At 52.9% G+C, this 24,655-nt stretch carries 17 protein-coding genes and 1 pseudogene; 10 read left to right on the forward strand and 8 right to left on the reverse strand.

What is annotated here, in order from left to right:
- Positions 1 to 57: 57 nt before the first annotated feature.
- Positions 58 to 1,275 (reverse strand): hypothetical protein, encoded by a 1,218-nt coding sequence (locus tag WHX55_RS10600; protein ID WP_150752433.1) that lies wholly within the window; start codon positions 1,273 to 1,275, stop codon positions 58 to 60.
- A 384-nt stretch (positions 1,276 to 1,659) separates the two neighbouring features.
- Here WHX55_RS10600 and WHX55_RS10605 point away from each other — a divergent pair, with 384 nt between their 5' ends.
- Positions 1,660 to 1,854 carry a hypothetical protein gene (locus tag WHX55_RS10605; protein WP_150752432.1) on the forward strand — a complete coding sequence of 65 codons (195 nt, stop codon included), beginning with the start codon at positions 1,660 to 1,662 and terminating at the stop codon, positions 1,852 to 1,854.
- Positions 1,855 to 1,950: 96 nt separating this feature from the next.
- Here WHX55_RS10605 and WHX55_RS10610 read toward each other — a convergent pair whose 3' ends face one another.
- From WHX55_RS10610 to WHX55_RS10620, 3 genes are all read right to left on the reverse strand, one after another.
- Positions 1,951 to 6,159 carry a hypothetical protein gene (locus WHX55_RS10610; RefSeq protein WP_150752431.1) on the reverse strand — a complete coding sequence of 1,403 codons (4,209 nt, stop codon included), beginning with the start codon at positions 6,157 to 6,159 and terminating at the stop codon, positions 1,951 to 1,953.
- 510 nt (positions 6,160 to 6,669) lie between these two features.
- Positions 6,670 to 7,305, reverse strand: coding sequence for a hypothetical protein (locus WHX55_RS10615; protein ID WP_150752430.1), 636 nt, complete (start codon positions 7,303 to 7,305; stop codon positions 6,670 to 6,672).
- Positions 7,305 to 8,135 (reverse strand): hypothetical protein, encoded by an 831-nt coding sequence (locus WHX55_RS10620; RefSeq protein WP_150752429.1) that lies wholly within the window; start codon positions 8,133 to 8,135, stop codon positions 7,305 to 7,307. The genes WHX55_RS10615 and WHX55_RS10620 overlap by 1 nt, the downstream gene beginning before the upstream one ends.
- Before the next feature lie 141 nt (positions 8,136 to 8,276).
- Between WHX55_RS10620 and WHX55_RS10625 the strand changes: the two genes are divergently transcribed.
- From WHX55_RS10625 to WHX55_RS10650, 6 genes and pseudogenes are all read left to right on the forward strand, one after another.
- Positions 8,277 to 8,432 (forward strand): EamA family transporter, encoded by a 156-nt coding sequence (locus tag WHX55_RS10625; RefSeq protein WP_150752699.1) that lies wholly within the window; start codon positions 8,277 to 8,279, stop codon positions 8,430 to 8,432.
- A 243-nt stretch (positions 8,433 to 8,675) separates the two neighbouring features.
- Positions 8,676 to 9,047, forward strand: coding sequence for a nucleotide pyrophosphohydrolase (locus WHX55_RS10630; protein ID WP_150752428.1), 372 nt, complete (start codon positions 8,676 to 8,678; stop codon positions 9,045 to 9,047).
- A gap of 3 nt (positions 9,048 to 9,050) precedes the next feature.
- Complete coding sequence (locus WHX55_RS10635; protein WP_224794409.1) at positions 9,051 to 10,046, forward strand: HNH endonuclease; 996 nt, start codon at positions 9,051 to 9,053, stop codon at positions 10,044 to 10,046.
- Positions 10,047 to 10,049: 3 nt separating this feature from the next.
- The gene (locus tag WHX55_RS10640; protein WP_150752427.1) at positions 10,050 to 11,822 is read left to right on the forward strand and encodes a DNA/RNA helicase domain-containing protein; all 1,773 of its coding nucleotides are present in this window, start codon (positions 10,050 to 10,052) and stop codon (positions 11,820 to 11,822) included.
- Positions 11,823 to 12,038: 216 nt separating this feature from the next.
- Positions 12,039 to 13,199: a hypothetical protein gene (locus WHX55_RS10645; protein WP_353742544.1), complete on the forward strand. Its 1,161-nt coding sequence runs from the start codon at positions 12,039 to 12,041 to the stop codon at positions 13,197 to 13,199.
- A gap of 116 nt (positions 13,200 to 13,315) precedes the next feature.
- Positions 13,316 to 13,937: pseudogene (locus WHX55_RS10650) on the forward strand (tyrosine-type recombinase/integrase).
- A 141-nt stretch (positions 13,938 to 14,078) separates the two neighbouring features.
- Here the strand turns inward: WHX55_RS10650 and WHX55_RS10655 are convergent.
- Positions 14,079 to 14,531, reverse strand: a complete 453-nt coding sequence (locus tag WHX55_RS10655) for a hypothetical protein (protein ID WP_081015034.1) — start codon at positions 14,529 to 14,531, stop codon at positions 14,079 to 14,081.
- A gap of 395 nt (positions 14,532 to 14,926) precedes the next feature.
- Between WHX55_RS10655 and WHX55_RS10660 the strand changes: the two genes are divergently transcribed.
- Positions 14,927 to 17,686 carry a tetratricopeptide repeat protein gene (locus WHX55_RS10660; protein WP_150752425.1) on the forward strand — a complete coding sequence of 920 codons (2,760 nt, stop codon included), beginning with the start codon at positions 14,927 to 14,929 and terminating at the stop codon, positions 17,684 to 17,686.
- Positions 17,687 to 18,188: 502 nt separating this feature from the next.
- Here the strand turns inward: WHX55_RS10660 and WHX55_RS10665 are convergent.
- The 3 genes from WHX55_RS10665 to WHX55_RS10675 form a co-directional block, all read right to left on the reverse strand.
- Positions 18,189 to 18,953: a restriction endonuclease gene (locus WHX55_RS10665; protein WP_353742545.1), complete on the reverse strand. Its 765-nt coding sequence runs from the start codon at positions 18,951 to 18,953 to the stop codon at positions 18,189 to 18,191.
- 82 nt (positions 18,954 to 19,035) lie between these two features.
- Complete coding sequence (locus tag WHX55_RS10670; protein WP_353742546.1) at positions 19,036 to 19,794, reverse strand: hypothetical protein; 759 nt, start codon at positions 19,792 to 19,794, stop codon at positions 19,036 to 19,038.
- Between the two features lie 14 nt (positions 19,795 to 19,808).
- Positions 19,809 to 20,609: a hypothetical protein gene (locus WHX55_RS10675; RefSeq protein WP_150752423.1), complete on the reverse strand. Its 801-nt coding sequence runs from the start codon at positions 20,607 to 20,609 to the stop codon at positions 19,809 to 19,811.
- A 517-nt stretch (positions 20,610 to 21,126) separates the two neighbouring features.
- Here WHX55_RS10675 and WHX55_RS10680 point away from each other — a divergent pair.
- A complete protein-coding gene (locus tag WHX55_RS10680; protein WP_353742547.1) occupies positions 21,127 to 23,574 on the forward strand; it encodes an AAA family ATPase in 2,448 nt (815 codons plus the stop codon).
- Positions 23,575 to 23,577: 3 nt separating this feature from the next.
- Positions 23,578 to 24,612: a 5-methylcytosine-specific restriction endonuclease system specificity protein McrC gene (mcrC, locus tag WHX55_RS10685; protein ID WP_150752421.1), complete on the forward strand. Its 1,035-nt coding sequence runs from the start codon at positions 23,578 to 23,580 to the stop codon at positions 24,610 to 24,612.
- Positions 24,613 to 24,655 lie beyond the last annotated feature (43 nt).

Here is a 24,655-nt window from a genome sequence, read left to right on the forward strand (position 1 = left end):
TGAGTCCAATGGGCCAGCCAGCGCCGCCGGCCCGGTTCCTCGATGTAGAAAAGACGGTCATTCCGCATAGGTCAGATGGTACAGGTACTGCTCGACACTTTTGTCACTGTTGGGCATTGGCATGGTCAGCACATGGAGCAACGCCGCGCAGTGCACTTGGTAAAACTCCCCTGCGATGTCGTCCAAGTCGCCGCCTGCAGATTGAACATGCGCATCGATTAGCGAGCGCCGGGCGGATATTAGGATGACTGGGCCTTCGTCATTTCGGGGATAGATGCACAGGTCCCACTGAACTGCCGGCATGAGATTCAGTTGGCGGACAATCGCATCCAAGTGGGCCCGATCGTCATCAGTAATCGGATCACACCACAGGCCGATACCGACAGAGAGTTCCGGGATGCCCGCGGTAGCGGGTTTGATGTAGTGGTACATCTCGCCAGCGACGGTTCCACTCCATAGTACCAGGCAGGCGTCATGGGTCTTGAAGCCGCCATTGGATAACGTCCAGCCAAAGAAGGACGGTGCGATGAAGTCACCGCTGGCACCACCGCGTGGGGCTTTGAGTTCGGATAAGTCCACATTTTGGAGCGCCAGCTTCAGGTGGTTTTCGGCGATTTTGCCGAGTCCGGTTAGACCTTGTGTGAGCCGTTGGTAGGCGGGGAAGGCTGTGATGTCTTCCAAAGCAATGCGGGTTCCATTCATGCCATTTTCTCCAAGGAATAAGGTCAGTTGCCGGGTGAGGTAATCTAGGGCCGAGGTTCTTGAACTAGGACTGGAGCCTGAAAATGCGCGCAGATGCTGTTCTAGATCCCGCCAGTAAACCGTGCGGTGGGCCCAGCCTTTGGGGGGCAACGTGGTGTGTGTGAGCAATAAAGTGCCGCCATGGCTCTCACTCCGCTCCTCCCAGTAGGACTCGTAAAGAGGGAGCTGCTCCAACTCGCCCAAGTGGTCTTCGTGCTGAGTGAAGCCCGCCGAGATTTTGTTCTCGATGATCAGAAAGAAATCAGGGCCGCGTCCGATGAGATCTGGACGTTTCCCGGTTGCGCGGTGTCCCGGGCCAACGATGTGCTGAGTTTCCCAAGTAATTGCGTTGAGGTCGGCTGCGTTGCAAAGCTGATCCGGACGCATTTTGAACATGCCGGTCAGCACATCTGCGAGAGAACCGGACAGGGTGACCTGGCGCAGCCATTCGGCTAGCACCTCAGTGAGGAAGTCCTCAAAGGGGGAGCGGGTATCGTTTTGACTGAATGTGAACAGACGTTCAAAGAGACTCATTACCTATCCCTGGCAGCGCGGACAATCTACTTATTCTCTCACAGCGCACCTGTTCCTTGGTGGCATCCGGCTGGCTTCTCGCCACGGTGCGCGTCGACGGCTCGGCCACGCTGTAGGTAGCAAGCTGAGTGGACAGGAAACTCCTCCCCGCAGGCATGGGGCGCTACTCAATTTTAGGAAGGAGTGCTGATGGAAGACAAGAAATCCCTGGCCCAGTCGATTCTGGCCACCGTTAGCCAAGAGCCAGACGGTGTTGAGCTTCAAAGTCTTTGGGCGCGCGCCAGCCTAGCGTACCGGTCGCCCGCATAGGAGGAGTTCCTTGAGGCACTGTGCACCTTACAGGAGCAGGGTAGTCTGGCTGCCCACGAGCGGGATGGAGCGTGGGTGTTTCGCTCGGCCGCAGATGCCGAGTTGGCAGACGATGGGGGTGAGTACAGCGAAGAGTTCGCCCAGAAGTTTCTTGCTATTGAGGCTAATGAAACCTTTGTGGAGATCGACTGCGACGCACATCTCGCCTTCCTGAACAGATTGATTGAGCAAGCCGGGGCAGAGGAAGAGAAGAGCGCTAAGCTGCACTAGGGCGCTGGCGCTTTTCACTCGATCGCTAACACCCCGGGTAGGAGGTTGGCCTCAATGGAATGGGCAGCCACGAACCCTTAGTCGGCGCTGGTGCCCTCAGGCGTCTCGAAAGCTTTTCGGGGGCGTTGCGTCGATCCCAATCACTCGAATAAAGTGCCTACGATTCTGTCTTTCCAATTCAATGGCCTTGGCTTGCAGCAGCTCAAGCAGTCTGCTGAATTTAATGCGCTTTTTGGAAGTTGGGTCCTTCCAGGTTTTGTCCTTCTGCAGAACAATGACCAAGAACCCCGTGGTCGCATTGCGGTTTCGCATGTACTGACCCACCAGCTGATATTCCAGTGATTCCAAATACTGGGATACGGTCCAGCGCATGGACATTTTGAGTTCAATAGAAGCGTAGTCAGTCCCTTTCCGGCATAACACGTCCCGTCTGGTGGCTTCTGCAGTCTCCGGCTCACGCGTGACCGTGTAGCGTGACCCCGCAAGGTGGTTCATTTCGCTCCCAAGCAGGGCTTGGAAGTCGGCTTCCAGCGCCAGGCCTTCCTTGTCTGTATCGATTCGCGAAAACTTGATGGCACTGAAGAAGCGGCGCAGGCTGAATTCGCCTTTCTCAATGCTGTACTTCACGGCAAGCAGATCCTCCTGAACGGCCAGAGCCAGCGAGAGTGTGCCGTTTACCGCCGGCTTAAAATCGCGATCAAACTGGTCAAAATCCCGTTGTGCGAGTGGTGGTCGAGTGAACCGCGCTTCTTGCATGTCGAACAGTACGCTGCTCAAGTACTGTGCATGGTTGCTAGCTGCGCCTTTTCGGATGGCATCAAGGACTTCATATGCTCTGGTCGATTCGGCTGCAGCAATTGCGGGGATGAGCGCATCGCGTAACTGCTGAGCATGGTCCCGACGTCCAGGTGTGTACACAACACCACTAGGACGGGGCGCGTCGTCCTCAGGCGGGACGACCTCAAGGGTGCATTTGTAAAGTGCTGCGAGAGCGTCGACCCCATGGTCGCTCGTTTTAGCTAGCCCAATCAATTTCGAGCCAAAATCCTGACCGAAGTATGCCGCCAACTCGAGCACAAATGCCTGGGCTTGAGATTTGTCCTCAGTGAGCCACTGCTCAAGATGGTATGTGAATGAATCTGGGTAGCCGATCAGCCAGTAGGCGCCCCAAGCGGCACTACGCTGCTGGGGTTCTAGGAAGTCGTTTGTGAACTCAGCATCAGCAGAGCCTTCGAGTGCGCCAGAGCCAAAGGCCGCTTGTATGCGGTCCCACGCCTGCGTTTCGAACTGATTTTGAGTTGTGGTGCCGGACACATTGGTTACCTGCCTGAGAATCGACTCTACAGTGTGGTTACGGTTCACCGGATGTGTAGTCAAAAAGGTCCAAGCGGCAGGTGCCAATTCCCTTCGAATACGTTCCGGTGTCTCATTTAGGGAAATGAGCAACTCCTCTGCATGCTCGTAGGAAACGGCCCCCATACCCGCCCGGCCAACCAGTTGTTGGAACTCGGAGATCGCCACGTCCTGGTGTGCTTCAACCAATGGCCAGAACCAATGTGGGTAGCCGTTGATCTCAAAGACCGCGTATTGAATGGCCTGTATTACTTCGGCAGTCGACATGGCGGGCAAACTGGAGCCATCGCGGAGCTCGTGGTGCAGCCCCTGCAAACCGGCAGCGGTGATGTGGTAAAACGAACGAGGTTCATCCTCCTTGAACATTGGTAGTTGCTCTCGCCAAAGTCTGGTCACACCAGCTTTGAACGCTTCGGCCAGATCAGCCCCGCCGGCTTCTCTCACGGGATCGAAGCTGACCTCGCCATAGCGGGACGTTGAATGGTCCTGAAGCAGCCACCCAGCAAGCAAAGCAATAGAATGCCGAGCGGAACCGTCGCGTATTTGTTCAATTTCTTTGTGCAGGTTCGCCAGTGTGGGCTTGTCAATGCCCAACCGGCTCTGCCGTTTGATTTTGGCAGGGGGGCGCGACAGCATGGCCGTTGAATTTGTTGCCTCAACAGTTTGAATCGTTTCGCGCAATCGGTCTGATTCGAGCGTTGTAGCGTCCTCGAGGGTGGGGGTACAGATCCGGCCAAGACCGAAGAGGGCGCCGCGGAGCTGATCGTCATCAGGCTCCAACGTGAGAATTTTCCGTAGCACTGCTAGGCGCAGAGGGCTGTTTTTCTGTAATGCCTTGCGCATCCTAGACAGGTCGGTCGACCCGCAAAAAGTATTGCGGAAGAAGCGTCGTATGATGAGACACAATAGCGCTACACGTGATTCATAGACTGTCGCGGACCTTGTTATTAGCGAGGCCAGGACATCAATAACCAGATCTAGCTTCCGGTTTGGTATGTCGACATAGACAGGCGTTTTGCGCCCGGGTGTACGACCGATTCGGGCGAGTCGGATTACAAGGGACCGCGTCAGCCGGTATGCCTGTAAGTCGTTTGCAGCGTCGAAAACAGGTCCGCTGATGGTGGAGGCAATGCGATAGCCCCCTTGACTTCCACTGAACTGCCATTCGATCAAGGTAACGATCTGCGAGACTTTGAGATGCGTCCAGGCAAGATGGGTAATTGAAATCGAGACCCGCTCTTCATTGAGGTCACGTTGGGTTGTCAGCGCCTCGGCCAGGCCCGTTAGGTCCTCGTCGACACCAAGGCCCAGTAGATAATAGAGGTCCATTCTCTGTTGCAGGAGTAGGGCGTAGTCGCCCTGGCAAGCCTTTAAAACCTGTTGGCGGAGAATGTCAGACTGGCTGTGAGTCGCAATGTCGAGCAGAGCACTCCGTACGCGAAGGTTTGAACCATAGTGCTCGAACAACTCGCTGATCAACGGTAAATTGCTGTCGGCCCCTACTTGCCAGTAATTCTCGGGAGTGAGTCGGAAGAAATTGCGACCAATTCGATCACCTTGTGTGGACACGGAATGAATGCTTCGTCTGATCGCCTCGTGCGCATCGCTTCTCGGGATGTCACTGTTTCGCAGGTCTCCGAAAAAGGCGACCACTTGCGGGTCCTGCTGCAATAGCTCGGTGCGGCAGTAATTGCTCAAGGTTGCGAGCCATCCCAACATTGCCAGCAATCGACGGTGTACGCCCTGTTCGCCGGTGGGGGCATGCCAGGAAAACGCATTGACAAGGCGTTTGGCATCCTCTGGCGAATGAACGAGAGAAGCAAAGTGCTGCGCTGCTAGAAACGGAATCAGTTCCTCAGGATAGGGTTTGACCTGGTGATGTCCGGCATCAATGAAAAGCTGCGAGTTCAGAAGTTGCGTTAAGGCCGATTCTTGAAGGAGCGAACCTGCTATCAGTTTCGCCGACAGGACTGTCTCGTCAGCGGTCAGTTGGCCCAAAGGCATCTCGACGTTTTGAAGCTGGCACACGAGTGAAGCGGCTGCGATTCTGCGTACGACTTCCACTTGCGCTGAGGGTGGCCCGGCATCAGTCAGCCGATGATCGCCGCTTTGCTGATTTTCGACAGCCTGCACCACACGCCTGAATACATCCGTCAGGCTCTCCGGTGGTCGACTCACCAGATCGAGGTGGGCAATCACGTCAAGCCCGCCCGGGCTTTCTGTGAACCCAGGCAGCCCCCGCTTTCGCGCCACTTCAAGGAGTGTGGGCGCAGCGCTAACCGAATGTTTACTCTGCAGGTAGGTGACGGCTTGCCTGGAGGTGAGCGGGGCCATGGAAAAAATTACCAAGGGCTCCTGGGTGGTTGATCTATTTATTGTTGCTCGCTCTGCATGTTCATCGAGGAGCCCCGTTAAGTCGTCATCCTCCGTACCAGTGACCTCGATGGGGACTCCGAGAATAGTAGACAACTGGCCCATGACATCGAGTGAAAGCACGGCAGGGCGAGTCGAAATTAACCAGCGAGCGTTGCTGTTTGGCCAGTTGAACGCCTGGCGCACCTTCCTCAGCGCGTGATTTAAGTCCTGGCGTTGGGTGGGAGAGGCCTCATCCAATGAGTCTATGAGCAAGGTAATGGGTGCGCTTGAGACCTGCTGCCAGGTCTCGAAGGCAGTAACCTCCGACGGATGCAGCGCCTCTTCAAGGCTATTGCGGTCGAGCACCTTGCGCAGCTCCACGAAAACAGCATGTTTCCCCGTCTGCCGTTCACGGTTCGCCAGTTCTTTGAGCTCAGTGGTCTTACCGAAGTTGGCCGGCGCGACGACAATTGCAAAGCGTTTCGCCAGAACGTCATCCCACGACAACTTCCGATCGCGGATTTCTGCCTTGAGCAGTTCCTCCTGGTCGTACTTCGTTCGTTGAACAAAGCGTCGGTCTAGGTTGAGGTACTGCATACGGTGGAGCTCCATGAACACGGTGCGATACGTTAGCGTCGTGGGCCCTGAGTTGAAAGCCTGAGATCTGCGGCTTGTTTGGCGAGGAACTACACCGGCAATCCCTGCGGCTGCTTTTCATGCAATGCCGGTGATGCCATGTTGGGTAGTTCGCTGTTGATCAGGCCCAGCACCGCGGTGCCGTAGTTCACTGCATCCATTTCGGTTTAGGCACTACCGACCACAACTCCCCATAATAGAAATGTCTTCAGTTACTCACTAGGGACTATGAGCACGCCGATTTTTCCGCTAGCGAAATGAGGTCCGTGTAGCCGCTTCATCGTCGAGCAGGTCGCGTTCATCTCCTTGCGGAATTATTGTCCCCGCTGGAACCCCTGTCGCCAAACTGCACGTTGGCGACTGCGGTGTCATCCTGCCGCGACACCCAGTAGAGACCATGCGCGTCCGCACGTTGGGCGTGGATTACTGCCCTTTAGCTCAAAGAGAACTCCCTGTAGATGCTGCCGCCTGTCAGCATCGCCGTCGTGTTGGGGGGACTGGCTGCGGTGAGACCGACAGCGCGCAGGCCCTGTAACCGCGACTCGACTTGCGGTTACAGGCAACCTCAATGGAGATTTGCGGCTGGGCATTCAGCCAGGTTTCGAGGCGCTGCCACACGGAGTCGGTGAGATCGGCAACCCTCTCCCCGCGCCGGATGTTGATCATACGCAGACCAAAGTCCTCCGGTAGAAGGGGACCGAAGGCACCGAAGCGCCAAGCATGATCGAACACGAGGACGTTCAGCCCGCCGGTGTCGCGAACTTGGGCCTCAGGCCCGTGAACGGGATTGGATTGCCAGGCGAAGCCGCCGTTACCGGTAGGCTTATAGAAATTGTCCGGTACGTCGGTACGGTCAGGTTTCTTTGAGGCGAAACGGCGGTCGCTCCAGTATTCGGTGAAGGTCAGTACCTCAGAGACGATGCCGGCCCAGACAACGCTGTGGCGGGAGGTGGGATTCACTTCCGAACCTGCAAATGCGAGCACGATCTCGCCGACCTTTGCCTTCTTGCGGATGCGCGGCTTACAGACAGCCAGCGTAACGGCCGGCGGATCGTAGTTTGGCGCGGAGCCCGCGTCCGTTGCGATCACATACGTGTGGACTCGCATCAACATGCCTCCTGCGCAAAGAGCTGATCGAGCCACGCGAGCGCATCGGCACGATTCGTGATGTCTGCGACGAATTCCTGACCACGTGCGGCGGCCTCCAGAGTCCCGGACGACGCCCAGCGCTGCGATGGGTGATAGGTCAGGCCGACTCCGCCGCGTGCCAGGTTCAACCAGTCAGGTACCGACCAAATGGACGGACGCGGCGCATGACTCTCGGTCAGTCGAAAGCCCGTCTTGAACAGGCCGAAGCCCGGCCGCTGGGCTATGCGCCCGTCCAGCATCAGACGGTCGGCGGCAATGTAAAGCGTGTTGTTTTCCTTCCAGCCGGCCCTGGTGTGCGGGTGTTCTTCGAGCCAAGGGTAGCGCTCAGCCGCGTGCGTTCCATCGACCCCCAGAGAGAAGACCTCCCCGATTTGCAGCCACCCAAATACGCGATGTTCGCGTTGCCCCTCGTATGACCAGCGGCCTTGGATTTGCGTCACCGGCCGGAACAGGCCCCAGAAGAGGAACAAATCGCCAACGCCGACACCTTGCCCGGCGAGATGACTCTGAGCTGCGGCAAGTTGACCGAGCGCGCCGCGCCATCCAGGGGCGCGAGGGCGCACGCGGGGATCAAGATCTGGATCGAGGTGGCAAGGAGTTGCTCTCGTGTATCGGCCTCGGGTGAGCTGTTCGATAAGTGTCGGGATCGGTTCGCTCAGGTCGCCGAAGGTGATGGGCGTCGGCATACGTGTGGGGATGGGGAGCGAGATTGGTCGTCCCTCCAGTAGCGGGCTAGGGACTCCGCCGGCGGAGGAGTCGAAACCTTTGCGGGAGAGTACGAGTTTCATAAGCCGCCAGTGGTGAGGTGCCGCTTGAAGTTGTGGTCCGACGTGATTAGTTCACCGTCGATGCTGAGCGCCGCCAAAGGCTTGAGTGTAGTCCTTCTCTAAGCGGCTATAGCCGATTCAGTGATCGCACCTATTGCTTGGATGACCGCTGTAGCTCACCTAGGTGCGTCAGAAGTCTCGATATTCATGAACCTCATCCCAGTCATGACTGTGCTCGCAGCGGTGGCATTTCTGGGTAAATCCTTGCATTACTACCATCTGATAAGAGGCGCCTTGAACTGGGAGGCATTTACATGAGTCAGTCAGTCTGAGGATTCTTCTCAATCAGGGGCGATTCACTCTGGTGCGAACCCTAACAGGAACCCCGACGGACAATCTCAACGGCACACGATGGACGGGGTGATGGCAACGAGATATCGTTTGACCATCCATCGAGCTGGCATTCAATCCGTCTGTAATAGCTCTAGCTTGCCCCATTCCCGCTTCAAGCCTGTTGGTTGTGATGAGCAGCGCAGCAGGTTTGAGTCATAGGACCCGCCCATGAGTAGCTCCATCCCCCCGGCAGATCAACTGGCATCGCTACGTCTTGAGATTGATCGATTTTCCGAAGTCAGAGACTGGGGCCAGTTTCATACCCCCAAAAATCTCAGCATGGCCATGAGTGTGGAAGCGTCTGAACTGATGGAGATCTTCCAGTGGCAAGTGGGCAATGAAGACTACGCCTCACTGTCGGAGAGCAAAAAAGAAGCTGTCGCCCATGAAGTGGCCGACGTATTTATCTACTTGATGCGTTTCTGTTCAGTCACGGGTATTGACCCACTTAAAGCGGCCCAAGAAAAACTCAAGCTGAACGATGCCAAGTACCCGGCTGGTGTGGTGAAAGGCAAGTCCGACAAGTACTCAGATTACTGACCGATGCGCCAAATATTTATCTTCACTGCTGGTGATAAGAAAGCGCGCGTTCATTTGACGGACTCCATACTGAACCCAGTGTCTTTCGACTGGATGCTGGAGGCGTTGGGCCAGGAGCAAACTGGGTACTACCGATCGCTGATGCCGGATCAAACAGGTTTTTATGCCTGGGGCGCAGTGCCAGGGCCTGTTAACCAGCGCACCTGGACGACCATGCAGGTCGGAGATTTGGTACTCACGGTTTACGCCAACCAGTATCACTTTCTGTCCACGGTCATTGGCAAACTCCACAATAAGCCGCTAGCCAGTCGCATCTGGGGCAATGACGACGAGGGTAAAACCTGGGAGTACATGTACCTGCTCAGCTCGCCGCAGAACATTGCAGTCGACGTACTGAGTGCTCCCGCAGTCGATTATCTGAACAAGGGTTATCGAGGTTTCACTCGCATCTCGGACGACAAGACCCAAGCCCTTGTTAAGCACTTTGGCAACCTGGAAACGTTTGTGGCGCAGGTTTTCCAAGCGCATATCCCACAGGGCCATATCGCACGCGAGATTGGCCTGGCCGAGAAAGAGGCCGACGTCTCAGCCGCTTTTGCGCCCAGAGATATGGTCGATGGCCGGAAAAAAGTACTCCAGGAAATTGTGCGACGTCAGGGGCAACCCAAGTTCCGCAAAGTGTTGTTGGCGGCCTATAACAGCAAATGCGTGATCACTGATTGTGATGTGGAAAGTGTGCTCGAAGCCGCTCACATCGCGCCTTACCTGGGGACAGAATCTAACACGGTTCAAAACGGTCTTTTGCTGCGGGCTGACATTCATACACTCTTTGACCTTGGCCAATTGAAAATCACCCCTGATGGCCGAATCGAGCTTCACGAGACGTTGTTTGGCACTGTTTATGAGCAATATCAGGGGCAACGTATCAAACAGCCCGCCACCCAAGCCAATGCGCCCAGCGTGGAGGCCCTTGCACTTAAATATGAGTTGGTTCTTTAGCCTATGGACAGGGCAGTACTGGAAAAATTAACCATCAAGGAATTTTGCGAGAAGGCCACACACCCTGATTTCGCTTGCCACCTGGAATTACGTTTCTCTGAGGCGTACGGCAAAGGAAGCGTCTCCCCACAGGAAAAAGCATCGTGGGCCAACTCGCTGCCTAAATTGGCGACATTACTTCAGACACTGCCAATCGCAGGGCATATTCTGATCGAATACCTCATGCCTCTCGGCGAGAAACGCGCTGATTGCGTACTGGTTGGGGCGGATGCTTCGGGTAAAATGCACATCATTGTGATTGAGCTAAAACAATGGTCCCAGGGAAGAATTCGCCTCAACGAAACTTTCGATATGGGCTGGCTGACGGTCGACGCCACCCCCCCGTACCCCACTGACCATCCTTGCGAACAGGCTCACGTCTATCGCGCGGCGCTCGAGCATCAACTGGACTTCGGAGGCGAAACTCCCACCTTCCACTCACTGGCCTATTTGCACGAATACACCGAGAGCGATGACGAATTGCTTCGGCTACCTCACTTTGACGGATGCCTGCGCGAAACGTACTTACTGACACGCAACCAGGGCATCCAGGACGCCAGCCTACTATTGAGCCAGCTTCAGACCGAAAGCCCAATCGTTGAGCGCCTGGTATCACCAAAGATCAAATATTCTCGATCCTTCATCTCCAACTTCAGCGACAAACTAAATTGCAGCGCCTTGTTCAAGCCAACGGCCGAGCAGATTCAGGCATTCAAAAACATCGCAGCCACTCTGGACCAAGTCGAACAACCCACCTGCGTCATCGTCAAGGGCATCGTTGGAACTGGCAAAACAGTACTGGCCATGTTGCTGATCAGGCACCTTATGGAGCGGGGCAAACAACCGTTGTACTACGCGCGCTCAGCTGCGATCGGTGCGTGCATCAGACAACTTGATTTCTACGCCAGAGGTCACGGAAGGACCGAGTACTACATGGTCGACGAGGCGCACCGCTTAAATAAAAGAGAGCTGCCTCAGATCGTCAGAGATAAAAGGCTCACCGTCTTTTTTATAGATGACAACCAATGGCTTCAACCGCAGGAAAATTGCCGCAGCCACGACATTCAGCAGGCAGCAGAAGAGGCTGGCCAGCATATTCTTGAGGTATCACTCGTCAAACAACTGCGTTGCCAGGATGCAGGCGCCTACATTGAGTGGGTCGACAACTTCCTGAACGCAGGCAAAATCACCCGGTTTGACTCGACAGAAAGCTTTGAAGTCAAAGTCGTCGACACTCCACACCAAATGACAGAACTCCTGACGGTGCGAGCACAAGACAACACCAGTTGCCGCATCGTTGCAGGCTACTGCTGGTACTGGGCTACCGAACAAAAACCGGGAATCGGGCACGACATAGAAATTGGAGACTGGACAGCCCGTTGGAATGCTCGAGCATCCTACGCCACCTGGAACCGCTTCCCTGGCCTGCACAAAGAAGTAGGCGCAATTTACACAGTCCAAGGCTTCGAATACGACTACGTGGGCGTAGTGATCGGAGAAGACCTCGTATACAGAAACGGTCGCGTATGCGCTCGCAGATCAGCCCAACAAGACCCGGGCCTTCAGCGATACATGAACACCCACAGCGGTTCCCAGGAAGAGAAGAAAGCTACATTTGCTCGGATAATTCGCAATATTTACTACGTGTTAATGACCCGAGCCAAGAAGGGGGTTTTTATTTATGTGGTTGATCCTGAATTGAGGGGAATGCTTCGAGGTGCTTTGCCTGATGTTTAGGGGTGGCCAATGGATTCGGTAGTAGGGCGTTGGAGGCTGCTTCTGACGCTCGATACCCCAGTGCAGTGATGTCAGCCTGATTCAGTTGGTAGAGAGTCAATGGGAGAGGGAGGCAGTTTCTTTGCTTGGAGTAGATCTGCTTTCGGCCAGCAGCGGTCATTTTGATGTGCCTACGAAACCCGGGGCGATTCATTAACAACAGAGGGTCATCAATACATGCTGCTGTTGAACTGTTTTTTAGATACCTATGAATATGCCAACTCTGACGTTTTAGCTCTGAGCAAATCGAAAATAAATCCTATCAGATGCCAGCCCAGAGGACTAAGAGTTAGCTTGGTTCGCTTGGCCACCGCGATCGCTAAAACGCAGCATTGCCAGCCGCTCAAGCGGTTCGTATTACCGTTCGTCGTTCTCGAACAAATTTCAGCGCTACAGCGACATATGGTTTCACACGCCACGGGAGCTGAACGTAATTTAAGACTCAATGAGCGATTTTTTGGGAAATATGGACTGCGAGACTTTTCCAAGACTTCAACTATAGGAGAATACGCTCAAGGCCTGTCCTTTCTGTTCGCACAGGACTGCCTAAAAGTGCCGGCATTGGTCGACTTCGATCACTTTTGCGATACCACCGGTGTTCCGCGGATTACCTCTAACTTGTCAAAACCAGACTTTGTCGGCTGTCAAAACTCTCGCGGATATTGGCTCATCGAAGCCAAGGGTAATCTGGAGTCCACATCAATAAAAACAGAGCTCAGGAAGGGAGTCGGACAGTGCGAACTTGGCGCCGCACACCTGATAAAATCGGGATTAACCGCTCCGCAAAAATCGTTCACAACACTCGTATCATTTCGCGACCAAAAATCTAGCAATCAGACTCGACTGTGTTACGTCGATCCCGAATTCCCAGATGACGGCCGCCCGTTCAACACGGCGCAGTTTTTACGCAACTACTACGAAGACGTAATCAGAGCATTGGGTTTTTTGGGGTACATCGGTGATGTTTGGGACAATCCCGACGCCGCTTTTTCCCATAATGTGTTCGAAGAATCTGGCGTGGCCTACTACCGTATTTTCACCAATGACAGTGATCGTGCAGTGATTCCACCACCTCGGCGCACCCCCTGCTTTAATCCAAGGGGATACTACATCTCCGGGGTTTCCAGAGATGTGATTAACGCCCTTGCCAAAAGGGACGTTGAAGCGTTCTTCGCCCTGATACCCAGCTTCGATAGCCAAGTGGAATCGCTGAATTTAAAGATGCAGGCAACCGATGCGACTGTAGATCTTTGGGAGGCGCCAGAGACCTTTATCGACGGTACCTTTGTGCATTACGAGATGAGTATTCCCCATTTGATTGACTATCTGGGCTTGTAACTCATGAATTGACCTTGGTTTAGCAGAGACAATGAGAGACCGCTTCTGGCCGGACAGCGACCGTCACTCATTATGACTGATCCACCCTTGTCCTCCCTCAATGTGGAGGACAAGCCATGAACGGTATCGCTACATACAGCCATCAGCCTTGGAACAAAGGAAAGCTTGTCGGGCAGAAAGCCCCGCTCCGAGTCAGAGATATCTGGGCCATTCGGGTAAGACTTCAGCTTGCTGAGAAGACACGAGATTTGGCGCTCTTCAACTTGGCCATCGACAGCAAACTGCGTGTTTGTGACTTAACCAAGCTGCGAGTACGAGACATAGCCCATGGGGAAACATGTGTCGTCACGGGCCATCGTGATGCAGCAGAAAACCCAGCACCCGGTGCAATTTGAAATTACTGAGCAAACCCGAACGGTCCTGGAGGCTTGGATGCGTCAGGCTCGCCTCCGCAGCGAGGACTTCTTGTTTCCAACCCGATTGCACGACTCAGATCATCTATCCACCAGACAATACGCTCGAATAGTCAAAGCGTGGGTGGCAGCCATTGGCCTTGACCCAACCATGTACGGTACTCACACGCTACGGAGAACCAAGGCATCGCTGATCTATCGCAGAACACAGAACTTGAGAGCAGTTCAACTCTTGCTTGGGCATACGAAGCTTGAAAGTACCGTCAGACACCTGGGAATCGAGGTCGATGATGCCCTGGAAATGGCAGAACAGACGGAAGTCTGACCACCCATCGCGACGGTCGACGCTAGACCGTCGCTATCCGACCCTTTACAGACATTCATAACGTTCAGGTCAAGGGGAGGATTTAGCCCGTCCCAAGTGAGGAAAGCGAACGGCACGAACCCTCTGTAAGAGCGCAACGCGTCAATCCCGGATAATTACAACACTAATTGATGAATTGTCCGCCGAATCAACCTTAAATTGAAAATTTTGAAATCCGATCACTTTGGACTCATTTAAGTCGTATTTTACTGACTGAAAAAATGCTGGCGCAGCAAGCCCGCTTCTGTACTCACGGTAACCAATCTCAATTGTACTTCCGGATTTACCAGAATAAACAAGCTCTTTTTTTATGAAGTCGGATGAGTATACGTCATCAACTTTCCATCCGTCTGGCGAATTTAGCACGCCGACCCAGCGCTTGACTTTTGTAATCGTTCCTGTTTGAGCCTCGATGAATGGCATTCCAACACTCGCAGTGACGGTGCTCCCAATTGAGTATGTTTTATATGGCTTACTCTCCAGTATCGTAGAGGAACAGCCGCTTATAATGCTTATGGCGAGCATACAAGTAATTATTTTGAGAATGGGGTTCATGATACTTTCCTTTTTTATATAACGTTCCTTGTCGTCCTGTAAGCCCTTGTCTAGTTGGGAGGGGCGTCGCAGCAAGCGCGGCATAACCCAAAGAGAAAAGTGACATGGATGACGGCAAGCTCAACTGCGACAAAGATTCAGCGTAGCAGGTCGACGCTACCGAATTGCCACTAATCTGTTCACCGACTGCTTTTGGCCGAAAGCCGCCTGTTTTCCGAGGGCTACCTTCACTCAAATAGTCTCAGACACACATCCACTCGGCCGCCAAAGGAGTTGAGCGGGTATAGGGACTACCCTGCGTTCCATTTTCCGACACTGGTATGTGCAGGAGGCTCAGTACTGTACTAGCGTGTTGATGAGGAGTGAGCGGCATTCACTATGCGGGACGTTGCATCATGGCAAAATTCTTCTGTGGCCCCCTCGTTCTCGCCCTTTCAATGCTTTGTTGTGCTGCCGCAGTGCTTGCAGACGATTCAGAGGATTGCGCGCGTCTTTACAATGGCGGTCACCGTGATCAGGCTTTGGCGCCTTGCCTGCGAGCCGAGAACTCCACCCGTAACGCCTCAATCCAGTTTGCCCTGGGAATTATCTACGAGAGGGGCTATGGCGTGCCGGTCGACCAGCAGAAGGCCTTTACATGGTATATGAAGGCCGCCCGTCAGGGTCATGCCACGGCCCAAGCGTCGGTGGGCATTGCCTATGAACAAGGGCAAGGTACGGCGAAAGACCATGTACAAGCCCGCATTTGGTATCTCAAAGCGGCCGAGCAGAACAGTGAATTGGCGCAGTTGGCCTTAGGTGAACTCTATGGTAAAGGTCTTGGCGTTGCGGCCGATCCGGACCAAGCAGAACAATGGTTTATCAAAGCAGCCAACCATCACGACCCCAAAATGATGAGGACGGTTGCCAAATACCTTCTCAATGGAGAAATGATCAAACGCGATCCGGAGAAGGCCGCGATATGGTTCAAGAAAGCTGCCGCTGCCGGGGACGTCCCGGCTCAGCTCAACTTTGCAATGTTGCTTCACCGTGGTCTTGGCGTTCCTGCCGACAAGCAAGCGGCGCTTGGTTGGTTTGAGCGGGCAGCCCAGCACTACATCGGACGTAAAGGGTTAGACTCGAAAACATGCACGGCTGAATGCTACCCAGCGATAGATTACTTCATGTTGGCGCTGGAAGAAGCCCCAGCCAGCAAGGGCAACCGTACTAAGATCGCGCGACTTAACTCACTGCTTTTGGGGAAAGTCCCCGAATTGTCGTCTCCGAAAAAGGATGGCGAGCCGGTATCGGAGAGCGAACCCGCCGATGAGCATGACAACCTGAGAAAGGGCGCGGATTGGTTGAAGAACCGTTACTGGCGTCCGTCTTGGTTGGTAGAACCACCACCAACCATATGGCATAAGGCAGACCCCGAGGTCGTGGTTTTCGGCCGATCCAGACTTGAAATTCAACCTAACCCAGGTGTGAGCTATCAGGTCGAGTTCGACCTTTCAGTCGTCAATTTCGGCAAACTGGCCAACAGCGATGATGGGCTACAAAAGAAATTGCAGGCAACAGCTGACCTGCTTTCTTCATGTGGCATCAGGATGCGTCACGTGCAGATCACCGGAGTCAATGTCGACAACCAGGCGAATGGCTTTGTCCCGGGGGATCTCCCTTCGCCAAATGCATTGGCCTGGGTCCTTCCAATCGCTCTGCAGGATCTAAGGGATGCCGATGGTGTCGCCGCTATCGATAACTTGTCGAGTCGAGAGCAGCCAAAAGTGCACATCGGCGAGATAGATATGGAGAACGAACTGATTCCAGCAACAGAAAGTTTGCTCGTGTGGCCGCACGAACTGGGCCACCTGTTAGGAGAAATGGGGCACCCGGATGATTTGCGTCCCAGCATCATGCACTACTACGCGCTGACCGACTGGAGCTTTACCCCCGAACAGTGCGAACGCATGCGCGACTGGCCGTGGATGTACCGGTACCGCGAGAATGCCAGCAGCGTGGAGTGGCCGCCGACGCTAGGCACTGAGGAAGGTCTGGAACTGGTCCTGAAAATCGAGGGGGATGCCAACGAGGGCACCAGGCTTCGGTCGCTACAGCGGTTGCTCCTCGGCAAGGTGACAGGCGAGACGCCTGATAACGAGGAGGAATACGCCTTCGCATCGCTGATCGAGCATTTCTACAAAGCAGGCTTGCCTCGCCAAGGCTTTTACCTGGAACTCCTATGGGAGCGCCGACATGGCTTCACGATCGCTGACTCCATACTCGATCCGGTGGGCTTCCGGCCAGCGGTCCTAACCCGTGAGGTAGCCGCCCAACTTCGTGACGTCTACATGCACAGCCGGCCTGAACAAATGCTTTTCGATCCAGAGTTTTGGGCCGGAGAACCCTCTGCTGACGATCCGGCTTCAATGCCTAAACCGATGGTGGTCGCCTCCAGCGACGCAATGCTGGAGGGTGACCGTCGCCAACCAGTCGATCTCACCGATCGGTTGAACCTGGCACTGGGTGCAATAGGGACAGTCTCTACGCCTTCCATGCCGCAGGCAGCGAGTGGTTACTTGGTAAGCCGCTGTCTAGTGCTGACCAACAAGAGTGCAGTGTTCCCGTCGGCGCATCTGGCCCGTATCAATGCACAGGTGACTTTTCGTCCAGCTCACGCATCCGCGAGGTCGCTTGCTGGTAGGGTCGTGGCCTACGGCGGGTATGCAGGCAAGATGTACGACGCCAACGACAATTGGGCCTTGATCCGTTTGGACCAGGCACTCCCAGCCGATGCCCCGGTCATCCCGTTGTATCAGATGAGCAAGGAACAGTTGAAGGATCGGCCCCTGACTGCCGCCGGCATGCTAGGTGCCACCGACAAGCCGTATTTCGACAGCCAGTGCAAGGCGGAGGGCTTGAGTATCATCCGCTTCACTTTCGCCCACCATTGCCAAACTACAACCAGCCAGATGGGTGGCCCGCTGCTGGCCAGAGGTAAAGATGACCGACTCTATGCCATTGGCATGCTCACCAACGATCCCTGGACGTCTATCGAAGATGCAGACGATTTCAGCCACCACCAAGGCATCAATTTCATTCCGGGCAAGATCTACGAGCTGACCACCGGGGGAGACCGGATAATTGCTCAACTCAAAGCGACCAGTTGCGGCGAATGAGATCGCCCTTCAAACCGTCGGCTGACCTTGAACACACCATGTTTGCTAGTCGAGCCTCCCTCGACGAGAACTGAGCTGAGCTGAGCTGAGACAATTTATGACAGCGAGTCGGCTTAACCAGGTGGTGAGGGTGTCGTTGAAGTTGGCGTTTGAGAGGGCTGCCATAGGTACTTCATGTCGAAAGTGCCCTGGGCAGGATTTCTTAAGCTCAGGCTGGCGTAGCACTTTAGACAGTGCGCAGCGCGGCCCTCCCATTTGGCGATCACCAACGGAGCCAAGCCATTGCCAAGTACGTTTACTGTCGTTCGTGATCACTCCGCAACATTTCCACCACATCGGTTTTTCAACCGCTCAGGTGGTTACGGCGAGCAAATGGTCTTGGTCGAGCAGATGTTGAGGCCCGTGCCGGGCGATGTGCCGGCGTACATCGCGGCGCTGACCGAACCCCTTACCGTCTCGGTACACGCGGTAACGCGCCTGCTCCAGCCTGCTGTCAGGGGGATCAAACGATAAAGTCGCGCTCTAGTTCGCTCACCGAAGCTTTTACTGCAGAAATGGTGCCGTTTGATTCTGGGGGGGCGTAAACGATCGCAATATTCAAATCATGAAGTTTCGCGAGCGCAAGGAATACCTTCAACTTGTATTGCGGCATGCCGTAAACCGACCATGGCTCCCGAGCCTTAAGCTTTGCTAAGTAAAGTTCTGCATACCTTTTCGATAAAAATAAAGGGACTGTGGGTCGGCCGTCGGCCACTGGAGCATGGTAGCTTCCAGTACTGTACTGGGTTGGACTATTACTCCGTTCAGCGATAATCCAGAAAGGCTCGCCTAATAAATCAGGTTCATGCAGTCCAGAACTGATGAGCTGCCGACCTACTAACTCTGGAAGTGATGGCAGGTCGTCCGCGGTGAGCAGTGATATATTGTGTCTAGCTGCTACCATCTCAACACCTGCTTGATAGCCAGATCGAGACACAACTATTCCAATAACATCATGTCCGATATTTTTAATCTTCTGGTGAAATTCGAGGATTTTTCCTTGGTCAATGGGGCGCTTCCAATCTTTACACTCGATAGCTACCCTATGTCGAACGCCGACCCTCGTAAATTCATAGTATACATCAACTTCATAACTATCGCCGGTGGGTAGTTGGAAGGTGGTTCGGCGAGATACTTGTGTTTTTTCGCCGCGGAGATTGAGTAGCGTGCTGTAGACGTACTGGACGTAACTCTCAAAATCCTTGCCCGTATTTTGTATCTTAGACATTTTTCACCGTGAGTTAGGTTCGATGTTTGAATTTCTTGGTCAGACGCACTCTTCAAAAAATTTTCAAATGTGAGCTCGCGGATTAATCGTTGAGCTGTTGTTTCAAATCGTGCCATGCTTTGAGATATTCTTTGAGCCCCTCCTTTTCGAAAAAGGCGCGATCCTCTAGCAGTTTTAGTATGCCCCAACCGGAATATGCTTGTGCTATGCATACTAAGTTCAGGAATCTAACGGGCATCGTATAGTTACAGATTTCTATATATTTTTCCTGGTGGCGGGGAGGGCATACTTCGGTTGTTATTTTAAAGAGTATGTAAAAGCTCCTCACCGAAGAGAAGAGGCCCATCGATGATTGCTCGTCTAGTTTGTCGAACATCGCTTCGAAGTCAGGCTGTACATCCATTTCGATGTTGTCTTTATATAGTTTTATAATCTCTTCTTCGATATAGCTAACAGCGTAGGATTCACAGTGCTCTTTGCCGGATGAATCCTTTATGGTAAGACGGCCGTACTCTTGCCTGGAAACTTCCGCAAGGCTGTAGAAAGTAGACTCAAAAGATCTCAAGTCTTCGAGTTCCTTTTGCCTTTCCTCAGAGCTTTTTATATGATTGTTTTGTTCAATAATGCTTTCATTGGCATCTTTTTGCAGGTCGATAGACTTGATTAACATGCACATCGTGATAAAAGTTATAATTGGATTAGAAAGTCCGCCTATAAAGTCACCAAATGTACCCCAGTCACCCTTGTCAGAAGATAATCCAAGGCCTTCATTGAAGTTTAGAGAGTATATTAATAATGCTCCGGCTATCGTCAGAGCGCCAATCACTATTTCTTTTCTCATGGTCCTATACCTGTTTAGTCAAGGATGACGCTATGGACCTTGTAATGCTTGACTATGTCATCTCGCCCCATAACTCGGGTGACTTCCAATGTTAAAGGCGAAAAATCATCAGCTCCATTGTTCTGGTGCAGGTTTCTTGAAAAGACTTTTCTTTGATCTGCAGGAAACATTTGCCAGGTTCTCGCAGGAGCGAAACTTACAGATTTTTCGTCCTCTGATAAAATTAGACGGCCAGTTCCTGTTAGTTTGTTAAATCTGGTAATTACAGCAGTTATTTGAATGCGTTGATCTTCTGTGAACTCATGCGATATATACTGAAACGTGTCGTTATTGAATACTGAAATTGGCGATCGTCTTTTATTTAAAACTATTCGGTAGCCTTGGTTTTCTATAGGTTTATGTATTCTCAGCAAAGGTTCACGAATTCTCTGAATTAAGTCAACTTCGTCTTCAATGTAGGTTCTGGCCCAACTTATTGCGATAGGCTTTATTATTTGATGGTCGATACCTACGGCTTGGCCTATATAGTGTTTCATTATTTGGAAGAATCCATCTTCTCCAATCCACTCCAGCACTCGAACTTGTTCGGCGCCAGTGATTGCCAGCTCAAATTTTTGCCCGAAAGATCCGATGAAGGATCTTTTGAAGTTGGCTCTTATTCCTTCTATCGAGGGGACTTGCTTTGCAAGTGTTCTATTTAAAATGGTATGTGCTACTAGAGCAACGACCTCTGAAGTTCCCTCTAATGCCTTAGCGCCATAATAGAAGTCGAGATCAGTAAAATTTGCCTCACCTGTTCCAATCGTCACATCCATCGGAATTATCAATTCTGTTCCCTCAAAAATGGTGATATCACCTTACCATTATCCATGGCATGACGATCCTTGGGATACCTAATTTTGATGACTACTAAGGTTCACTAGCCACACTTGGTTGTTCATGTCTCAGAGCAGGGATCACTGATGCCCAGTAGACCGAACTGTCTTACTGAGACCAAAACCTCACATTGCGCGATATTTCACTATGGGAGCGCGATTTCGCAGGGCTTTTGACTAGCTTGCAGAGATACACTCAAATCTGAATACATCTCCAGGAGCCGATATGTCTGTCATCGATTGGCCGATAACTGCCTTTCACGAAGGGCAGCTTCCCTTTGCGGACAGTCAACGTGGCTGTGAAGCTAGGAGCGATTCATTTTTCGGTGGACGCAAAGCCCTAAAGGAGTAACTGAATCACGCCATAAGGAGTGATTTACGGGTTCAGGTTCGCGTTATCGGTGGGTTGTTCGTTTATGCTCTCCTTTCAAAAAGCCGAGACTCAAAAGGAGTTCCCATGAGCCGCTACTGTGGTGGTAAGGATGTTGCCCCAATTTTTGCTGCTGCCGAGCATTGGCGGGAAACGGCTCTCTTGCGCGATGGGTCGGTATTTTCAGAGCGGAAACTCTGGACGCTGGATGGAATGGAATCTCTCGAAACCCACTTCATCAACAACCCCGATGAAGGGCAAGGGACGTATTGGGAAAAACTACACGATCAGTTGCAGGCGACACCGCCCAATGTGCGACAGCTTGCTGCGGAAATGAATTGGCTGATGCTTCTGTGCCCCAGCAAAATTAAAGCGGACTCGAAACGGAAGACAATTCGCAAAACGTGGGAATGGTCAAACGAGCAGCTTCCGGATTCGGCAAACCAGTGGCTCGACGACTCGATACTGACGGGCATTGGTAGTGCCGGTGCAGGATACAACAACTACCGGTGGCGTGAGCTTAGCTACTGCATCAACTTCTGCCTTGCTTTCAAAAGGCTTTCCATAGAGGACCGTACCGAGATTCTCCAAGATGGTTGGCGGTTTGGCGAGTGGCTCCAGGCTATTGCAGAGAGCGAATCCAGGCAGTTGCGTCACATGCTCGTCTATCTGCTTTTTCCAGACACCTTCGAACGCATCTTTAGTGGCGGCGAAAGGGATAGTGTTGTGCTCGCGTTTGGAGGGGGGGGTAGGGGAGAGCTTGCTCGTATGTCTCCTCTGGCGACCGATAAGGTCTTGCTCAAAATTCGGGAAGAGCTCGAGCTGGTGTATGGCACTCGCGACTTGGATTTTTATTGTGCCCCGCTGTCTGATCGTTGGGGCCAGCCCGACTTCGAAGCTGTTACCAAGGTCGTCAAGGTCGAGCATGTTCTGGACGCTTTGGTAGAGATTGACCAACATAATATTCCGGAGCGCTCAAAATCGACTATTTACGATCTTCTGCATAAGACTCGTCGCTATCCGCCAAAATTGGTTTTGTCACTTGCTGTGAAGAACGCATCTGGCAAGACCTACGATAGAGACGACTTCTCCGGTGGCGAAAACTCACCCGCATTCAAATTGCTTTGTCAACTTGGCTTTGAAATCGTAGAAAAGAGTTTTGTCCGCAAGTTGGTGGAGAGGTTTCTCGCGCAGGCGCAGGAGGTTGCCAGGCTGACAACCGCAGATTACCCGAAGCAATATCGTGGGCTCGACACAAAAGTCAGCTTCGGGCAAGGGGTGGCAACACATGTACCTTGGGTGTCTTTTTTGGGGCGCGACCAGAAGACATCAAATGGGATATATCCTGTTCTTCTGCTCTTCAAGCAATCAGGTGTACTGATTCTCGCATATGGAATCAGCGAGACCGAGAAGCCGAACAAGCATTGGAAGGATGTAGAGTCGGCGAAGACGGTCAATGAGTATTTTCTGGAGCGCTTTGGGCGCCCAGCGGAAAAGTATGGCCAGTCTCGGGTGGCTTTGTCCTTTGATGTTCAGGGCGGGATCGACTTCGATTCGTTGACCCAGTCTCTCGACGAGATGATCGACCGCTATCGTCTTTTATTCGAAGAATCGGGTCAGGTGCATTTAGATAGCAAGTTCTCGGTTGACGCCACGCATTACTCCATTCAAGACGCCCTGGCTGAACTTTTCATTCCGGAGTCGGTGTTTAGGAATATGGTAGGCCGCCTTCGCCGCAAGAAGAACCTCATCCTCCAAGGGCCGCCTGGTGTGGGCAAGACGTTTGTGGCAAAACGCCTGGCTAATGCTTTGATGGGTATAAAAGCTCCGCATCGAATTGGCATGGTGCAGTTTCACCAGGCCTATTCGTACGAGGACTTCATCCAAGGCTATCGTCCGAGCGGAACAGGTTTTCATCGCAAAAATGGTGTTTTCCACGACTTCTGCAAGCGTGCAAAGCGTGATTCTGAAAACGACTATGTTTTCGTCATCGACGAAATCAACCGCGCCAACTTAAGCAAGGTTCTGGGCGAGGTGATGATGCTGATGGAGGGAGACAAGCGTGGGCCGGAATGGGCAGTCCCATTGACCTATTCTAAGTCTCCCGACGAAAAATTCTTCGTGCCATCGAATGTCTACCTCGTCGGGTTAATGAATACAGCAGATCGCTCACTCTCCATGGTTGACTACGCGCTGCGGCGGCGGTTTGCGTTCATGGACATTAGCCCTGGCTTCGAGACCGTACAATTTAAGGAATTTCTCCGGAAACGCGGAGTCGTGGAAAGTACCATCGACAGACTTTCTCAGGACATCTGCACCCTAAATGAAGATATCCGTCTAGACAAGGCAAACCTTGGCGAGGGTTTCTGTATTGGGCATAGCTACTTTTGTCCGGACGCATCACAGAGCGGCCCGCTTGAAATTGAGTGGTATCACGAGGTTATCCATTCGGAGATTATTCCGTTACTGCGTGAGTACTGGTTCGACGATCCGTCAAAACTTGAGGATTGGGCGCAGCGGTTACTCGGAGCCTGAGTAATGGATATGCCTCGGATCCCTGTTCAGAATCTTTACTACCTGCTTTGTTATGCCTGGAACCACCTCAAACAGGGAGAAATCGTAGATGTATCGAACGTTCCTAGCACTGAATTGGTGGACCTATTCGCGGTCGTTTTATGCCAGGGCGTCGAGCATCTTGCGAGACGTGGCCTTGAACAAAGTTACATAGGACGCGAGGACGATCTCGCGGGTGTGCGGGGCCGCATAGACGTGTTGAGATCAGGGCGCCGCTTCTTGTTAGCGCATGGTCGCGCCGCTTGCTCCTTTGATGAATTAAGTCCGGATACGTTACCGAACAGGATTCTAAAGAGCACCCTGAGGCTACTCAGCCAGGTTCCGGACCTTCACGGTGATCTGAAGAAGCACGTAAAGTTGCTGAGCCAATCGTTGCCAGATATCGGGGAAATACGTCTGACGAGCCAAACCTTCAGGCAAGTTCAATTACATTCGAACAACCGCTTTTACCGATTTCTAATGAGTGTCTGCAAACTCATCCAAGAGTCAGCCTTAGTCGACCCCGCGTCAGGGACATACCAGTTTCGGGATTTTATCCGCGACGAACGTGCGATGGCGCGGGTATTCGAAGACTTCCTCTTCAATTTCATCAGGCTTGAGATCCCAGCTTGGGATGTCAAACGCGAACACATTGCTTGGAAAGCGGTGAGCATGACTGACCCGAACTTGATTTTCTTGCCCCGGATGACGACGGACATTTCGCTGAGGCGAGGTTCGGAGCGAAAGATTATTGATGCGAAGTACTATCAGCGGACGATGACTGAGTATTGGGGCGCGGAGAAGGTTCACAGCGAGAACCTCTATCAGTTGATGAGCTACCTGACTAACTCTATAGGTCGTGAGGGCGAAAAACTCTCAGGTATGCTGATCTACCCTCAGGTCGATAAGGCGGTAAACGAGGTCTACCAGATTCAAGGCTTCGATGTCGCAGTTTGTACCGTTAACCTAGGCCAGCCTTGGCAAGGTGTCCGCTCGGATCTGGTGCGACTCCTCAGCTGAAATGAATCACCCCAGTATTTGCTACAGGCCGAAATTATGGATG

Source organism: Pseudomonas fluorescens, assembly GCF_040448305.1.
Taxonomy (GTDB): domain Bacteria; phylum Pseudomonadota; class Gammaproteobacteria; order Pseudomonadales; family Pseudomonadaceae; genus Aquipseudomonas; species Aquipseudomonas fluorescens_BH.

What these genes read in the sequence shown, in the direction of transcription:
- WHX55_RS10600 (WP_150752433.1), bottom strand. Translation starts at nt 1,275, where the DNA reads ATGAGTCTCTTTGAACGTCTGTTCACATTCAGTCAAAACGATACCCGC.
- WHX55_RS10610 (WP_150752431.1), bottom strand. Translation starts at nt 6,159, where the DNA reads ATGCAGTACCTCAACCTAGACCGACGCTTTGTTCAACGAACGAAGTAC.
- WHX55_RS10615 (WP_150752430.1), bottom strand. Translation starts at nt 7,305, where the DNA reads ATGCGAGTCCACACGTATGTGATCGCAACGGACGCGGGCTCCGCGCCA.
- WHX55_RS10620 (WP_150752429.1), bottom strand. Translation starts at nt 8,135, where the DNA reads ATGAAACTCGTACTCTCCCGCAAAGGTTTCGACTCCTCCGCCGGCGGA.
- WHX55_RS10625 (WP_150752699.1), top strand. Translation starts at nt 8,277, where the DNA reads ATGACCGCTGTAGCTCACCTAGGTGCGTCAGAAGTCTCGATATTCATG.
- WHX55_RS10630 (WP_150752428.1), top strand. Translation starts at nt 8,676, where the DNA reads ATGAGTAGCTCCATCCCCCCGGCAGATCAACTGGCATCGCTACGTCTT.
- WHX55_RS10635 (WP_224794409.1), top strand. Translation starts at nt 9,051, where the DNA reads ATGCGCCAAATATTTATCTTCACTGCTGGTGATAAGAAAGCGCGCGTT.
- WHX55_RS10640 (WP_150752427.1), top strand. Translation starts at nt 10,050, where the DNA reads ATGGACAGGGCAGTACTGGAAAAATTAACCATCAAGGAATTTTGCGAG.
- WHX55_RS10645 (WP_353742544.1), top strand. Translation starts at nt 12,039, where the DNA reads ATGCTGCTGTTGAACTGTTTTTTAGATACCTATGAATATGCCAACTCT.
- WHX55_RS10655 (WP_081015034.1), bottom strand. Translation starts at nt 14,531, where the DNA reads ATGAACCCCATTCTCAAAATAATTACTTGTATGCTCGCCATAAGCATT.
- WHX55_RS10660 (WP_150752425.1), top strand. Translation starts at nt 14,927, where the DNA reads ATGGCAAAATTCTTCTGTGGCCCCCTCGTTCTCGCCCTTTCAATGCTT.
- WHX55_RS10665 (WP_353742545.1), bottom strand. Translation starts at nt 18,953, where the DNA reads ATGTCTAAGATACAAAATACGGGCAAGGATTTTGAGAGTTACGTCCAG.
- WHX55_RS10670 (WP_353742546.1), bottom strand. Translation starts at nt 19,794, where the DNA reads ATGAGAAAAGAAATAGTGATTGGCGCTCTGACGATAGCCGGAGCATTA.
- WHX55_RS10675 (WP_150752423.1), bottom strand. Translation starts at nt 20,609, where the DNA reads ATGGATGTGACGATTGGAACAGGTGAGGCAAATTTTACTGATCTCGAC.
- WHX55_RS10680 (WP_353742547.1), top strand. Translation starts at nt 21,127, where the DNA reads ATGAGCCGCTACTGTGGTGGTAAGGATGTTGCCCCAATTTTTGCTGCT.
- mcrC (WP_150752421.1), top strand. Translation starts at nt 23,578, where the DNA reads ATGGATATGCCTCGGATCCCTGTTCAGAATCTTTACTACCTGCTTTGT.